17 protein-coding genes are annotated in these 13,381 nt (G+C 68.6%); all 17 read left to right on the top strand.

Annotation, left to right across the window (positions count from 1 at the left end; genetic code table 11):
- Window positions 1–48 precede the first annotated feature (48 nt).
- The 17 genes from FHS34_RS38645 (at window position 49) to FHS34_RS38565 (ending at window position 13,367) form a co-directional block, all read left to right on the top strand.
- Window positions 49–513, top strand: a complete 465-nt coding sequence (locus FHS34_RS38645) for a DUF6197 family protein (protein WP_184974520.1) — start codon at window positions 49–51, stop codon at window positions 511–513.
- Between the two features lie 14 nt (window positions 514–527).
- Window positions 528–1,091, top strand: coding sequence for a hypothetical protein (locus FHS34_RS38640; protein ID WP_184974517.1), 564 nt, complete (start codon window positions 528–530; stop codon window positions 1,089–1,091).
- A gap of 128 nt (window positions 1,092–1,219) precedes the next feature.
- Window positions 1,220–1,444: a MerR family transcriptional regulator gene (locus tag FHS34_RS38635; protein WP_184974515.1), complete on the top strand. Its 225-nt coding sequence runs from the start codon at window positions 1,220–1,222 to the stop codon at window positions 1,442–1,444.
- Window positions 1,445–1,524: 80 nt separating this feature from the next.
- Complete coding sequence (locus FHS34_RS38630; RefSeq protein WP_184974512.1) at window positions 1,525–1,908, top strand: phage tail fiber protein; 384 nt, start codon at window positions 1,525–1,527, stop codon at window positions 1,906–1,908.
- A 10-nt stretch (window positions 1,909–1,918) separates the two neighbouring features.
- Window positions 1,919–3,031: a hypothetical protein gene (locus FHS34_RS38625; RefSeq protein ID WP_184974509.1), complete on the top strand. Its 1,113-nt coding sequence runs from the start codon at window positions 1,919–1,921 to the stop codon at window positions 3,029–3,031.
- Window positions 3,028–4,269, top strand: coding sequence for a hypothetical protein (locus FHS34_RS38620; protein ID WP_184974506.1), 1,242 nt, complete (start codon window positions 3,028–3,030; stop codon window positions 4,267–4,269). Before FHS34_RS38625 ends, FHS34_RS38620 begins: the two co-directional genes overlap by 4 nt.
- A 14-nt stretch (window positions 4,270–4,283) precedes the next feature.
- A complete protein-coding gene (locus FHS34_RS38615; protein ID WP_184974503.1) occupies window positions 4,284–4,616 on the top strand; it encodes a hypothetical protein in 333 nt (110 codons plus the stop codon).
- 30 nt (window positions 4,617–4,646) lie between these two features.
- Window positions 4,647–4,910, top strand: a complete 264-nt coding sequence (locus FHS34_RS38610; protein ID WP_184974499.1) for a hypothetical protein — start codon at window positions 4,647–4,649, stop codon at window positions 4,908–4,910.
- Window positions 4,911–5,540: 630 nt separating this feature from the next.
- Window positions 5,541–5,726 (top strand): hypothetical protein, encoded by a 186-nt coding sequence (locus tag FHS34_RS38605; protein WP_221510016.1) that lies wholly within the window; start codon window positions 5,541–5,543, stop codon window positions 5,724–5,726.
- A 127-nt stretch (window positions 5,727–5,853) separates the two neighbouring features.
- Window positions 5,854–6,441: a phage terminase small subunit P27 family gene (locus FHS34_RS38600; RefSeq protein WP_184974496.1), complete on the top strand. Its 588-nt coding sequence runs from the start codon at window positions 5,854–5,856 to the stop codon at window positions 6,439–6,441.
- Window positions 6,442–6,936: 495 nt separating this feature from the next.
- Window positions 6,937–7,395 (top strand): HNH endonuclease, encoded by a 459-nt coding sequence (locus tag FHS34_RS38595; RefSeq protein ID WP_184974493.1) that lies wholly within the window; start codon window positions 6,937–6,939, stop codon window positions 7,393–7,395.
- Between the two features lie 19 nt (window positions 7,396–7,414).
- Complete coding sequence (locus FHS34_RS38590) at window positions 7,415–9,058, top strand: terminase large subunit (RefSeq protein WP_184974490.1); 1,644 nt, start codon at window positions 7,415–7,417, stop codon at window positions 9,056–9,058.
- Window positions 9,059–9,073: 15 nt separating this feature from the next.
- On the top strand, window positions 9,074–10,498 hold the full coding sequence (locus tag FHS34_RS38585) for a phage portal protein (protein WP_184974487.1): 1,425 nt from the start codon (window positions 9,074–9,076) through the stop codon (window positions 10,496–10,498).
- Window positions 10,482–11,471 carry a hypothetical protein gene (locus tag FHS34_RS38580; protein ID WP_225817756.1) on the top strand — a complete coding sequence of 330 codons (990 nt, stop codon included), beginning with the start codon at window positions 10,482–10,484 and terminating at the stop codon, window positions 11,469–11,471. The genes FHS34_RS38585 and FHS34_RS38580 overlap by 17 nt, the downstream gene beginning before the upstream one ends.
- A gap of 53 nt (window positions 11,472–11,524) precedes the next feature.
- Window positions 11,525–12,025: a hypothetical protein gene (locus FHS34_RS38575; protein WP_184974484.1), complete on the top strand. Its 501-nt coding sequence runs from the start codon at window positions 11,525–11,527 to the stop codon at window positions 12,023–12,025.
- Window positions 12,026–12,080: 55 nt separating this feature from the next.
- Entirely contained in the window at window positions 12,081–13,043 is a 963-nt protein-coding gene (locus FHS34_RS38570) for a phage major capsid protein (RefSeq protein ID WP_184974481.1), read from the top strand.
- 66 nt (window positions 13,044–13,109) lie between these two features.
- The gene (locus FHS34_RS38565; protein WP_184974478.1) at window positions 13,110–13,367 is read left to right on the top strand and encodes a hypothetical protein; all 258 of its coding nucleotides are present in this window, start codon (window positions 13,110–13,112) and stop codon (window positions 13,365–13,367) included.
- Window positions 13,368–13,381: the final 14 nt, after the last annotated feature.

Here is a 13,381-nt window from a genome sequence, read left to right as displayed (position 1 = left end):
GGGGCGCCCCGCCACCCATCCACGCACCAGCGCAGAGAGCAGACCCACATGACCACGATCACCGCCCCAACGACAAGCCCGCCCCGGCCCCTGACGTTCGACGAGCGGCTGAAGCTCGCGGCCCTCGCCGTCGACGCCCGCATCGCCACCACCCAGCTCGACCTCGCCGACGTCATCCGCCTGCCCGTCGACACCCCTCCGCCGGCCGCCCCCAGCCCGTACCGGACACCGCTCGCCGCCCTCCTCCACCGGGCCCGGGTCCGCATCGAGACCGACGGCTGGGCGCGCGGGGCGCTCCGGGAGGACGGCCGGCGCTGCGCCATCGGCGCCATCCGCATCGAGGCCGACAGCCGGGACCAGGCCGACGACGCCTGCGCACTCCTGCTGGAGATCGTGCGGCAGGAGTTCGGCGGGGAGACCGTGCCGTCGTGGAACGATGCCCAGCGCGGCCCGCGGCCCGTCGTCCTCGCCCTCGGCCGGGCCGCCGAACTCGCCGACGCGCGAGGACTCTGAAGGAGAATGACCGCATGGCCCGCAATGCATTCGGTGGCGACCGCTCCTCGAACGAAGGCGACCGCATACCCCACTCGGACAAGGTGGCCCACGACGACCCGGCCCGCTCCTACATCCTCATCACCCTGCGGCGCATGGAGATCTCCGGCGTAGAGATCGACGACAGGGCCGTCGAGATCGCGACCCAGCTCGGCCGTCGCAAGTACGAAGAGGATCAGGTCGAAGGAGAGGGCAGGGACGAGCAACTGCGGGCCCGGGTCCTCGCCGTGCGGGACGCCTGGAAGGTCTACTACGTCCGCTGCGGTCACCTCATCAAGATCGGATACACGGCAGACCTGGCACAGCGGTTCACGACCATCAGGCCTAACGAGGTCCTCGCCCTGGAGCCCGGCGGCCAGGAGACCGAGACCAAACGGCACCGCCAGTTCGCCGAACTGCGGGCCAGCGGCGAGTACTTTCATCCCGGTCCTACGCTGCAGTCTCACATCGTCGGACTCCGCAATTCCTACGGAGCGCCCGCGTGGACGCAGTCGCTGGTTCCCGATGGACAGAACTGGTTCGCAGCGGACGACGCGTAGTCACGCTTGCTAGTTGATCGCTCAAACTGTAACCTCCGGAATTGATGGTGGAACACCCATCACAAGGGCCACCCGAACCCCCGCCGTGAACGCACCGGCGGGGGTTCGCTCGTACCGGGGAGGTGGTCGTGCCGACCTTCCCCAACCCCGAGCTGTACGACCTCTACCAACGCGACCTCGGTGACCTCTGGGAGGCCGCCCGCGTGGCTGGCGTGAAGCCCGGCACCATCCGCGTCTGGGAGAGCAGAGGCAAGATCGAGCGGGTTCGACTCGACGACGACCGCCCGCTCTACCACCTCCCCACCATCGCCGAGGCCGCCAAGGTGAAGCCCGGCCGGCCGCGCGCCGCCTGATCGTCCCGCCGTCCGTACTCCGTCCCGGGCGGCGGGGCTCCACCGTGCGCCACGCGGCGCCCAGCTGAAGGAGGCCGCGCGTGGCCGACAACCTGACCAATACGGCAGAGAACAGGGCCCTGGACTGGATCCTCGGCGGCAGCCCGACCGCCCCCACCACCCCGCTCAAGGTGGCCTTGGTGACCGCGGCCGGCGACGATGCGACGGCGGGCACCGAGGTGACCGGCGGCGGCTACGCCCGGCAGACCCTGTCCGTCGGCGCCGCCGTCTCTGGGGCCACCTCGAACAGCGCCGACCTGGTGTGGACGAACATGCCGTCATCGACCGTCGTCGGCGTCGAGGTGTGGGACTCGGCCGGCACTCCAGTGCGGCTCTGGTACGGGCCGCTCACCGTCTCCCGCACCGTCGCCGCCGGTGACGAGATGAGGCTGGTCGCCGGGGCTTTGACGTTCTCGCTCGCGTAGGGAGGCGCCCGTGCCGTCCCTGTCCACGCTGACGGATAATTTCAACGACGGTGTCATCGGCCCGGACTGGGGTGACTCCTACGGCGGCGCCAACGAGACCGGCGGCCAAGCCCGCGTGCCCGTCGTCGCCGGAGGGTTCGCCAGCTACCAAACCGGCGCCAGCTGGACGTTCGCCGGAGCGACCGTCTTCCTCAAGCTCGCGGCCGTCCCCGCGGCGAGTGGCGGCAGCGACGTTAGCTGCAACATGCACGTCACCTCACCCACGCCCGGAACCTCGATCGGCTTCCACTACAACGCCGTCAGCGGGATGCTCCGCATCGAGTCGAACACGGGCTTCTGGGACGACAACGCCGTTGAGATCGCCTACAACTCGACGACGCATCGCTGGCTGCGGCTCCGCGAGAGCGCCGGCACCGTCTACTGGGACACCAGCCCCGACGGTACGACGTGGACCAACCGTCGCTCGGCCGCGACGCCCGCCTGGGTCGTCGACGCCGTCGACCAGTGCCGCCTCGACCTGTGGGCCCACCGTGACGCCGGCACCACCGACTACGCCGCCTACGACAACGTCAACACCTTGAGCGACGGCGCAGTCTGGACGGGCGCGGCGGCCTTGACCGCGGCGACCACGCTGGCCGCGGCCGTGAAGCTGTCCGCGCACGCTGACAGCGCTCTGACGGCCGACAGCACGCTGACCGCGACCCCGGTGCTCTCCACCCGTGCGACCGCCGCTCTGGCCGCCGAATCGTCGCTCATGGCCGACGCTGCGAGCTCCCCGATCCCGGAGGTGGCCGAGATGTCAGCCGGACGCTGGGACCTCCGCATCGAGCAGGGCAGCACGTTCATGCAACTGTTCACCGTGTCCGAGCCGGCTGACTGGACGTGGGACGGCTGGTCGGCGCGCTCCCAGATCCGCTCCGCGCCCGCGGATGACGGCGATCTCCTCCTCAACCTCACCCCCTACCTGACGGTCCTCGGTCCGGCCGTGCGGCTTGCGATCCCCGCCGCACAGACTGAGGCGCTCACCCGCAACGGCGTGTGGGACTTGGAGATGGTCAACGGCAGCACGGTGGTGCGGATCCTTCAGGGCCGGGCCGTCATATCGCCGGAGGTGACCCGGTGAGGATCCAGGTCACGGGCGAGGATGCCCCGGACGCGATCAACGTCGCCGGTGGACAGCCAGCTACGGTCATCGAGGTCGACACCACGATCTCGACCGGCGGCGTCACCTCGGTCAACGGGCAGACCGGTGCCGTCCTCCTTGGCGCGGCCGATGTCGGAGCCGACGCCGCGGGCGCCGCCTCCGCCGCCGTAGCGACGCACACGGCCGCCACCGACCCGCACGGAGACCGCGCCTACGCCCTCGCCAAGACGGCCAACCTCAGCGACCTCGTCAACCCCGGCACCGCGCGGACGAACCTGGGGCTCGGCGGCGCCGCAGTGCTGAACGTCGGCACCGGTGCGGCCACGGTCGCCGCCGGAAACGACTCGCGGTTCACCGATGCGCGGACACCGACCGCGCACGCCGCGAGCCACGCCTCCGGCGGCAGCGACCCCGTCACCCCCGCGGCGATCGGCGCCCTCACGCAGACCACCGGCGATGGCCGATATCTCCTCGCGACCGCGCGGGCCGCCGCCAACGGAGTCGCATCGCTGGACGGCACCACCAAAGTGCCCTCGGCGCAGATCCCCGACCTCAGCGCCACCTACCTGACCGCGGCCCAGCGCGCCGCTGCAAACGGGGTTGCCAGCCTCGACGCCACCACGAAGATCCCGGCCGCGCAGATCCCCGACCTGTCCGCCACGTACACGACAGTCGCCGCCTACGGCAACGTCTGGACACCCGCCGACCAAGGGCTGATTGCCTGGAGCTTCGACCCGGCCTGCTGCTCCACCACCGGCACCACGCTGTCGGCCGGCTTCATCTACCTGATCGAGATCGTGCTGCGGCAGGCTGCCACCATCGCCAAGGTGAACGCGGTCATCGGTACCGCCGGGGCCACGCTCACCGCGAACCAGTGCCTCGCCGGCCTGTACGACACGACCGGCACACGCCGCGGTGTGACAGCCGACATGTCGACAACGTGGACCAGCGCCGGCAACAAGGCGATGAGCCTCACGTCCTCGTACTCGGCGGCGGCCGGCAAGTACTACCTGGCCCTGCTCTTCAACGGCACCACCAGCCCGACGTTCGCCGCCGGCTCCACGCTGGGCGCAACCTTCACCCCCGGCAACGCCAACCTCTCGGCCGGCAGCTACCGCTTCTGTCGCTCCGCCGCCGGGCAGACGTCACTGCCCACCAGCATCACCCTGTCCGGCTACACCCCCGACGCCAACAACGTGTGGCTCGGCGCCAGCTGACCGAGGAGACCGTCATGCCCCGCACCAGCCTCACCGCCATCCAGGCGTCCCGAGCCGGCACCACGCTGCCCGCAGCCACCGCCGGCGACGCCACCAACGGCAACCAGATCGCCAACGACGGCCGCGTCATCCTCATCGTCAAGAACACCAACGGGGCCAGCACCGCGAGAACGATCACGTTCCAGACGTCGCACTCCGTCGACGGCCTCACCAACCCCACCCGGCAGGAATCCATTCCGGCCGGAGAGACGCAGGTCTTCGGCCCGTTCAGTCCCAACGACTACGGCAGCGTGCTCGCCTTCGACGTCAGCAACGCCGAGGTCACCATCCAGGCCGTGCACGTCTGAGCCTTCCCAGCCCGCCAAGAGGAACCCGCAATGGCCCGTATCCAGATCCTCGAACTGCCCACCGAACATCACGGCGACGATATGATCACGCCGTTCGCGCTCATCATCGACCAGGCCGGTTCTTCGCTCGTCGACGAGACGGGCCTGCTTCACCAGGGGTTGCAGCAGAACCTGCGTGACCAGCTCGGTGCGCGCGCCGTCCTGATCTTCGAGGACACCGTCGAGATCCCGGCGAACCAGCCGATGGTCAACTACGAGGTCGCGGACCGTCAGTCCCTGAAGGACCCGTCCTGACGGCGCTGGTGGTTGGACAGCAGATGCTTGCACTGCGGGCAGTGCCGCATCGCGCCCCGCTTGATAGCGAGGCTGATCCCGCACGAGCAGAGGTGCAGGAAGCCTGCGCTCCAGTTCTGCAGCAGCCTCGCCAGCCCCGGCTTCGTACACGTCCCACAGTCACGGCACCCACTGGCCATCAAAGCCCCCTCGCTTCTGGAACCCCCCTGGTTCCTGGAGACGGCAGGCTAGTGCACGGCAGGAGGTAGCGATGCCCTCTCGGCTCAAGCCTCCATGCAGCAAGCCAGGCTGTGACCAGACCAAGCCCTGCCCGATACACGGACGGGACAACAGGCCACGCGGCAGCGCACGACAGCGCGGCTACGGCCAACGGCACGAGGACCGGTTCAGGCGCGGCGTACTCGACCGCGATCCCGTCTGCGTCGTCTGCCGGCGAGCGCCAGCCACCGAGGCCGACCACTGGCCCAAGTCCAGGCAGCAGCTGGAGCGCGAGGGTCTCGACGCCGACGATCCGCAGCACGGCCGCGGCCTGTGCAAGCCCTGCCACAGCACAGAGACCGCCGCCACGCCTGAGCAGCGCGGAGGCTGGCACGCCGAGCAGCAGGCCACACGACGGGCGAGGTGATCAGCATGCCGAAGGGCAAGGGCGGACGCATCCGAGGCATCGTGGCCGGCCGCGGCAGGGTGTACGAGGCCCTGAAGGCCCGCATGGGCAAGACCCGCGCCGCCAAGATCGCCAACGCGGGGAAGACGCACGAAGATCGATCCCGGATGGCGAAGAAGGCCGCCCGGACGCGGAAAACGCGAGGCGAATGATCTCCGTTTGAATCCTCGCGCGCGCACCCGGGTGGGGGCGCACCCGCGCGTGCGCGCACGGGGGACCGCCGGGGAGGGAAATTCGTGACGCCGCAGTTCAGAGCCTTCTGATCGGGGGTGATCTTGCATGGCTGTGCCTGGCCGCAAGCCGAAGCCGGCCTTGCAGGTCGTCCGCGAGGGCAACCCGGGCAAGCGGCCGGTCCGCGAGGGCGTCAAGCTCCCGCCGGCCGAGCTGGTCGAGCCGGACTGGTCGTCGTTCTTCCCTGCCTCACGGCTGCCTGCCAAGCCGCGGGCGCCGCGGGGCGCGGATGACGAGGAGCTGAAGGAGTACCGGCGCGAGGTCCAGGTCTGGCAGCGGCTGAAGCTCGCCCAGGAGGCCGCTCAGTTCGGCCGCGAGGTTGCCTCGCGCGAGTGGGCTCGGGTCGTGCCGGTGCTGCAGATGATGGCTGGGCTGACGTCGGTGGACCGGTCGACGGCCGTGGACTACTGCGTGTGCGTGGCCCGGCTGGAGTGGTGCGAGCGGCAGCTGTCCATCGAGGGCCTGGTGACGATGGGGCAGCGCGGTCCGTGCCGGAACCCGCTGACGACGATCGCGTCGCAGTACCGGACCCAACTGAAGGCGTACATTGGGGAGCTGGGCCTGAGCCCGTCGGCGCGCGGTCGGTTGACACCGCCGGAGGGGAATGAGGACGACGAGGACAGCGTCTTCGATTAGGGAGACCCCGGCTACGGCGGCAACCGTCCCGGGGCATGGTCAACCTGGTGAGAGGTCGACGTGAACAACGGTACATGCGGCGTGGCCGACTGCGAGCGCACGCGTCACGGCCGACAGCCCTACTGCAAGATGCACTACTCGCGCTGGCGACGGAACGGACATACGGACCCGGTTGCGCAGTATCGGTCCGTATGCGAAGTGGGTGGCTGCGACAAGCCTCACCTCTCACGCGGTATGTGTCCGATGCACTATCGGCGCTGGAGGGTCAACGGAGACCCGAACGTCGTGCAGAAAGTGCGCGGGGAGCGCTGGTGCTACGCGCCAGACTGCGACCTCAAGGCGGTATCCCTGGGGCTCTGTGATCGGCACTACCGGAGAATGCGAGCCCACGGTTCGACCGAGCCGCTCATGCACAGGCCCTCCCCGTGCGCGGTAGAGCAGTGCGTAACAGAAGCGGTCGCGCGGGGCCTGTGCAACAAGCACTACCGCAGACTCATGGCCCACGGGACTGAAGGGCTGTCCAAGGGGGACCGCCGGTCGTGCAGCAAAGAGGGCTGCGACAGGCAGTACTACGCTCATGGTGTCTGTCGTCAGCACTACGACGACGTGTGGCGGGAGAAGAACCGGGCGCGCATTGCCGGCTATCAGTCGCGTCGCCGCGAGCAGGTGGCTGCAGGAATGACGCGCGACGAGATCTCCGAGGCTCTTGAGTATCGGGAACTGATAGCGAACGACCCTTGCGCCTACTGCGGAGCCCTTTCTACCTCTGTTGACCACATCGAAGCCGTACACGTCGGCGGCAGCGATCGATGGACGAACCTGGCGCGGGCGTGCCAATCCTGCAACTCCTCCAAGAAGGCAAAAAGCATCCTGGAGTTCATGTTGTGGCGGCAGGCCCGGAGTGAGGGGGCCGGAGATGCCGGAGGCCCGCGATGGACTCCCAGTCCCATATGAGGCGCTAATTGAGCTTGGCATGACGGATGACGAGATCGCGGCGGCTGCCGCAGCTCGTCCTCTCGTCGTTGCGAACCAACTGTCCGAACATCCCGGCGCCTACTTCGACGTCGATGCGGCGAAGCGTGCACTACGTGCCATTGAAAGCTTCAAGCATACGCGCGGGCGCTGGGGAGGGACTCCGCTGAAGCTGGCCGGGTGGCAGAAGCTTTGGGTGATTCTGCCGATTTTCGGATGGCTTTACCATGACGAGGAGCTCGGGCTACCAGTTCGCGTGGCGCGAGCTGTGTGGGTCGAGGTGCCACGCAAGGCGGGTAAGAGCACGCTCTCTTCTGGCGTTGCGTTGACCATGCTGCTCGCGGACCGGGAGATCGGCGCGGAGGTATACGCGGCAGCCGGCTCGCTTGAGCAGGCGAAGCGCGTGTTCGACGACGCCAAGCGCATGGCCCAAACGTCGAAGGCGGTGCGAGGCCGAGCGGAAGTTCTGACGAACGTTATTCGCGTCCCCAGGACGGGCGGAGTCTTCCGCGCTCTCAGCCGGATCGCCGAGACTGCTCATGGTCTCAGCCCACACGCCGCGGTCGTGGACGAGGTGCACGTGCACAAGAATCGCGATCTCATCGACGCGATCACCACTGGGGTTGGCGCTAGAACGCAGCCGATGATCTTCTTCATCACGACGGCGGATGACGCCCAAGAGGGCAGCATCTACGACGAGCTGCACTCGTACACTCGCAAGGTCGCTGAGCATGTAGTCACAGACCCGGCGCACTACGGTGTCGTGTGGGCAGCGGAGGACACTGACGACCCCTTCAGCCCCGAGACGTGGGCCAAGGCGAACCCAGGGCTGGGAGTTAGTCCGTCGCTCGCCTACATGCGTCGCGAGGCCGAGAAGGCCAAGTCCACGCCGAGCTACTACCCGACGTTCCTGCGGCTGTCGCTGAACATCCGTGAGAAGGCGTCCACGCGATGGATCGACGTCCGCTCCTGGGACCGGGTGGCGGGCATGGTCGACGAGCAGGCGCTGAAGGGGCGGCGCGCGTGGGGCGGCCTGGACCTGTCTGCGGTGTCCGACCTGAGTGCCTGGGTGTTGGCGGTCGAGTCGAAGCAGCCGGGTGTCGAGGTCGAGCTGGTGTCCCGGTTCTGGCTGCCGTCGGAACGGCTGGAGGAGCTGCAGCGGCATCTGCAGGTGCCGCTGGCGCAGTGGGCCCGCGAGGGCTTCCTGAAGCTGACCGAGGGCGATGCGGTCGACTACGACACGATCGAGAAGCAGGTGCTGGCGGACTGCAAGCACTTCGACGTGCAGTGGATCGGCTACGACCGGATGTTCGCCGGTCAGCTAGTGCAGAACGTGGACCGGGAGACGAAGCGCGGCGTGAAGGTGACGCCGATCAGCCAGACGTTCCTGGGGCTGTCGCCCGCGTGCAAGGAGCTGGACCGGCTGCTGCTGGAGCAGCGGTTCCGGCATGGCGGGCATCCGATCCTGCGGTGGATGGCCGGCTGCGTGGAGACGATCGCGGACGGCAACGACAACTACCGGCCGACGAAGCCGGACAGGCGTAAGAGCCAGGCCCGCATCGACGGGATCGCGGCGACGGTGATGGGCCTGGATGGATACCTACGGCGGCCGAAGGCGAAGAGCCGGGTGGCGGTCGGATTCTGATGCGAGGGGGTGCTCGTGGCCCCGTCGCAGAAGCCTCAGCCGGGTGAGCCGCTGTGGTGGGTGGACCGGCTGTGGAAGCAGCTGGCTGAACGCCGGCAGTACGCGGAGAAAATGCGCCGCTACTATTCGGGAGACCACCCACTGCCGATGATCCAGGAGAAGGCGCGGCCGGGATTCCAGCGGCTGCTGAAGCAGGCCCGTTCCAACTACGTGGGGCTCGTCGTGGACGCGACTGCGGAACGGCTACAGGTGGACGGGTTCCGCCTGGGGGCTGCGAACGTCGGCGACCAGGAGCTGTGGCGAATCTGGCAGGCGAACAGCATGGACGCCGACTCGGACCTGCAGCTGACGGAAGCGGTGAAGGTCGGCCGTTCGTTCGCGCTGGTGGCGCCGAATCCAGAGGACGTCGCTACTCCGCTGATCACAGCCGAGGATGCGACGCAGGCCATCGTGTCCTACGAGACAGGGAGCCGTCGCCGTCGCCGGGCGGGTCTGAAGACGTTCACGGACGACTGGACCGGAGACCTGTGGACGACGCTGTTCGCCGATGGCCTCATCTTCAAGTACCGGGCGCCCGAACCGCGAACGGGCGCTGTCGGCACACCACGGTGGGAGCCGCGCGAGGTCCGCGGCGAGGACTGGCCAGCGGTCAACCCGCTGGACGTGGTGCCGCTGGTGGAGATCCCGAACAGGCCCGACCTGTTGGGCGAGGCGCATTCAGAGATCGAGGATGTCCTCGACGACCAGGACCGCATCAACAAGACGCTGATCGACCGGCTCATGGCACAGGAGTTCAGCGCCTTCCGGCAGCGGTGGATGACCGGCTATGAGGTGCCGACCGACGACGACGGGCAGCCGATCGAGCCGTTCAAGGCGGCCGTGGACCGGCTATGGGTCATCGAGGACGAGAACGTCAAGGTGGGTGAGTTCCAAGCCACGGACTTGCGGCCGTACCTCGACTCGATCGAGTCGGACGTGCAGCACATGGCCGCGCGCACGCGCACCCCGGCCCAGTACCTGCTGGGCAAGCTGTCCAACGTCAACGGCGAGACGCTAAAGGCGACGGAGTCCGGCCTCGTGGCGAAGGTGCGGCAGAGGCAGCGTCCTCTCGGCGAGGGGTTGGAGGAGATCGCGCGCCTGGCGCTGCACGCTGCCGGCGATGCCCGGGACCTCTCGGCGCTAGAGGTGATCTGGCATAACCCCGAGTTCAGGACGGAAGGCGAGCTGGTGGACGCGCTGCTGAAGATGTCCACGCTCGGGGTCCCCCGGGAGGCGCTGTGGGAGCGCTGGGGCGCCTCGCAGACGGAGATCGCTCAGTGGCGTCAGCTGGCTGACCAGCAGGCGGCGCGGATCCTCGGCGGTGATCCGGCGGCCCTGTTCGGGCCGAAGCCGGACGTGACGTCGACGGACCCGGCGGTGGCTGATGGCGACGCCGGTTGAGCTGGGCCGCACCCGCTACGAGCAGGTGTCCTCTGTCGTCCGGTCCGTTGTAGAGCGGGTGCAGGAGCTTTGGAAGGACATGTCTGCGGCGACCGTCGAGACCGACCTGGAAGGGCCGACCGGCGCGGCGATCATCGCGGCTGTCACTACAGGTCAGTTGACTGTGGCGGACGCGGCGCAGGCCTACATTGCCGCGCAAATGGTCGCCCAGGGTGGCTCGGCGCTGGCGGAGGCCACGCTCGTAGCGGCGGCGTTCGCTGGCATCGCGCCAGACGGCGGTCCACTGGAGACCCTGCTGTACCTACCGGCCATAGGGGTGCGGCGTCGTCTGGCGATCGGGATGGCTCCGGATGAGGCGATGCTGGGCGGCCTGGCGGACATGGCCAGGTATGCGTCCACGGCGGTCGCGGACACAGCTCGCGCTGCTGACCAAGTGAGCATGGCCGCGAATCGGTCCTGCGTGGCCTATGTGCGGGTGGTTCAGCTGCCTGCCTGCGCACGCTGCATCGTTCTGTCCGGCCAGATGTACCGCTACAGCGAGGGCTTCATGCGCCACCCGAACTGCGACTGCGAAACGCTCCCGCTGAGTGAGCGCGAGTGGCCCAACGTTCCGACACCGGAGGAGCTGGCTGCCCGCATGTCCCCGAAGGAGCAGCGGCGGGTGTTCACGGTCGATGGGGCGAAAGCGATCAGCCGCGGTGCGGACATCGGGCAGGTGGTCAACGCCCGCAGGGGCATGGATCTGGCCGGCGTGCGGGGGCGCAGCTACAGGCCAACCACTACGGAGGGCGTGACCAGGCGAGGCCTGTATGGGCGATCGGTACGGCGAGCTGGAGGCGGCTTCGCCCGCGTTCCGGGTGAGCGGTATGCGCGGGCGAGCGAGTCACGCCTTACTCCGCAGGAGATCTTCCGGCGGGCGCCGGAGCGCGATGAGCAGATCGAGCTGCTGCGCCGGTACGGCTACATCGTGTAGCCGCGAAGCGTCCCCCGCCGCGAGGGCGGGGCGATTGGAAGGAGTCGGCCGCGATGGCTGACGAGAACAGCACCACCCCGGAAGCCCAGGAGACGCCCGAGACGGGCGTGACCGAGGCTGCGGGCGCACAGGCTGCTCAGCAGCCGAAGGACTCCGGTGAGACGAAGGTTCCCCCGGAGGTCGAACGGGCGCTGCGGAAGGCCAACAAGGAGGCCGAGACTCTTCGCCTGAAGCTCAAGGAGTTCGAGGACCGCGACAAGACCGAGGCCCAGAAGCTCGCCGACCGAGCCAACGAGGCCGAGTCCGCTGCGGCGAGGGCGACGGCGAAGCTCCTGCGCTACGAGGTCGCCGCGGACAAGAAGCTCCCGGCTGGCTGGGCTCAGCGGCTGCAGGGTTCAACTAAGGAGGAGCTCGAAGCGGACGCGGAGAAGCTGCTCGCCGATCTTGGCGCCCAGCAGCAGCGGAACGCCCCGAGCTACGACGGTGGGGTGCGGCAGTCCACCCGCCCCACTTCCATGAATGACCTGATCCGGCAGACGGCCGGTCGGGGCTGACTGACCCCCGGCACGGCACGGTCCGGCCGGTATCCCTGAAGGAGGAGGCCGGACCATGGCCTACAACAACCTGACCTCGCGTACCGACGCGCAGGCGCTCATCCCCGAAGAGGTCTCTAGCGAGATGCTCGGCAAGGCGACCGAGCAGTCGGCGGTGCTGCAGCTGTTCCGCCGGGTGCCTGTGTCGGCCGGGCAGGTCCGCTTCCCGGTGCTGTCGGCGCTGCCGATGGCGTACTGGGTGACCGGTGACACGGGTCTGAAGCAGACGACCGAGGTCAACTGGACGAACAAGTACCTGAACGTCGAAGAAATCGCGACGATCATGCCGGTGCCGGACAATGTCCTCGCCGACGTCGACGCGAACATCTGGGACAGCGCGATGCCGCTGCTCGTCGAAGCATTCGGCCGGGTACTGGACACCGCCGTGTTCTTCGGCACGAACGCGCCCGCGAGCTTCCCGACGAACCTGCTGTCGGCGGCGACCGCGGCCGGGAACTCGGTCAACGAGGGATCGACTGCTACGCAGGGCGGCTTCTTCGGCGACATCGACAAGGTCTACGGCGTGGTCGAGCAGGACGGCTTCGACGTCACCGGGTTCGTCGCCGCGACCTCGACGAAGGCCAAGCTGCGGGCCGCCCGTGACAGCCAGGGCCGCAAGCTCGACGACGGCCGCGTCTCCGGCTCCCTCGACGCCATCGACGGATACCCCGTCATGTACCCGATGCGGGGCCTGTTCCCCGTGGCCGGCGGTGTCGGCGTGGACGGCGTGCGCCTGTTCGCCGGCGACTGGAACCAGTTCATCGTCGGCGTCCGCCAGGACATCACCATGAAGGTCCTGGACCAGGCCGTCATCACCGACAACACCGGGGCGATCGTCTACAACCTGCCGCAACAGGACATGACCGCCATCCGGCTCACGTTCCGCGTGGGCTGGCAGGTCGCGAACACCCTGAACAACGACCAGCCGACCGAGGCCTCCCGCTACCCGGTGGGCGTCCTGAAGACCGTCGGCGCCTGACCGAACCCGCACACGTCGCCCTGACACCGATTCGGTGCCGGGGCTTTGTCATGGGAGGTATCGGCCGTGGCCGAGTCCAAGAGCACCAGCAGCAGGCAGTCCAAGACGACGCAGGAGACGCCCAACGACGGCGCCGCCCAGGCCATCCAGAAGGCGACCGACGAGGCCGAGGAGCAGGGATTCTTCGGCACGAAGGTCGACCCGACCGACAACGAGGCGTACACCCTCAAGGGCGTCGTGTCCGGGGCGCCGACGCCGGAGACGGACCCGGACTACGCGCGCGAGGTCCGGCAAAAGCTCGACGACGACGCCCGCGCGCGCTGACAGGGGAGGCTGCC

Source organism: Streptomyces echinatus (genome assembly GCF_014203595.1).
GTDB classification, from domain to species: Bacteria; Actinomycetota; Actinomycetes; order Streptomycetales; family Streptomycetaceae; genus Streptomyces; species Streptomyces echinatus.
The sequence above is the reverse complement of the archived record's forward strand: the minus strand, read 5'-3'. Positions and strand labels throughout refer to the sequence as shown.

Bases quoted from the DNA above. Each gene is read 5' to 3' on its own strand.
- FHS34_RS38595 (WP_184974493.1), top strand. From the start codon at position 6,937: ATGGCCCACGGGACTGAAGGGCTGTCCAAGGGGGACCGCCGGTCGTGC.
- FHS34_RS38615 (WP_184974503.1), top strand. From the start codon at position 4,284: ATGCCCCGCACCAGCCTCACCGCCATCCAGGCGTCCCGAGCCGGCACC.
- FHS34_RS38575 (WP_184974484.1), top strand. From the start codon at position 11,525: ATGGCTGACGAGAACAGCACCACCCCGGAAGCCCAGGAGACGCCCGAG.
- FHS34_RS38645 (WP_184974520.1), top strand. From the start codon at position 49: ATGACCACGATCACCGCCCCAACGACAAGCCCGCCCCGGCCCCTGACG.
- FHS34_RS38640 (WP_184974517.1), top strand. From the start codon at position 528: ATGGCCCGCAATGCATTCGGTGGCGACCGCTCCTCGAACGAAGGCGAC.
- FHS34_RS38580 (WP_225817756.1), top strand. From the start codon at position 10,482: ATGGCGACGCCGGTTGAGCTGGGCCGCACCCGCTACGAGCAGGTGTCC.
- FHS34_RS38610 (WP_184974499.1), top strand. From the start codon at position 4,647: ATGGCCCGTATCCAGATCCTCGAACTGCCCACCGAACATCACGGCGAC.
- FHS34_RS38570 (WP_184974481.1), top strand. From the start codon at position 12,081: ATGGCCTACAACAACCTGACCTCGCGTACCGACGCGCAGGCGCTCATC.
- FHS34_RS38605 (WP_221510016.1), top strand. From the start codon at position 5,541: ATGCCGAAGGGCAAGGGCGGACGCATCCGAGGCATCGTGGCCGGCCGC.
- FHS34_RS38590 (WP_184974490.1), top strand. From the start codon at position 7,415: ATGACGGATGACGAGATCGCGGCGGCTGCCGCAGCTCGTCCTCTCGTC.
- FHS34_RS38600 (WP_184974496.1), top strand. From the start codon at position 5,854: ATGGCTGTGCCTGGCCGCAAGCCGAAGCCGGCCTTGCAGGTCGTCCGC.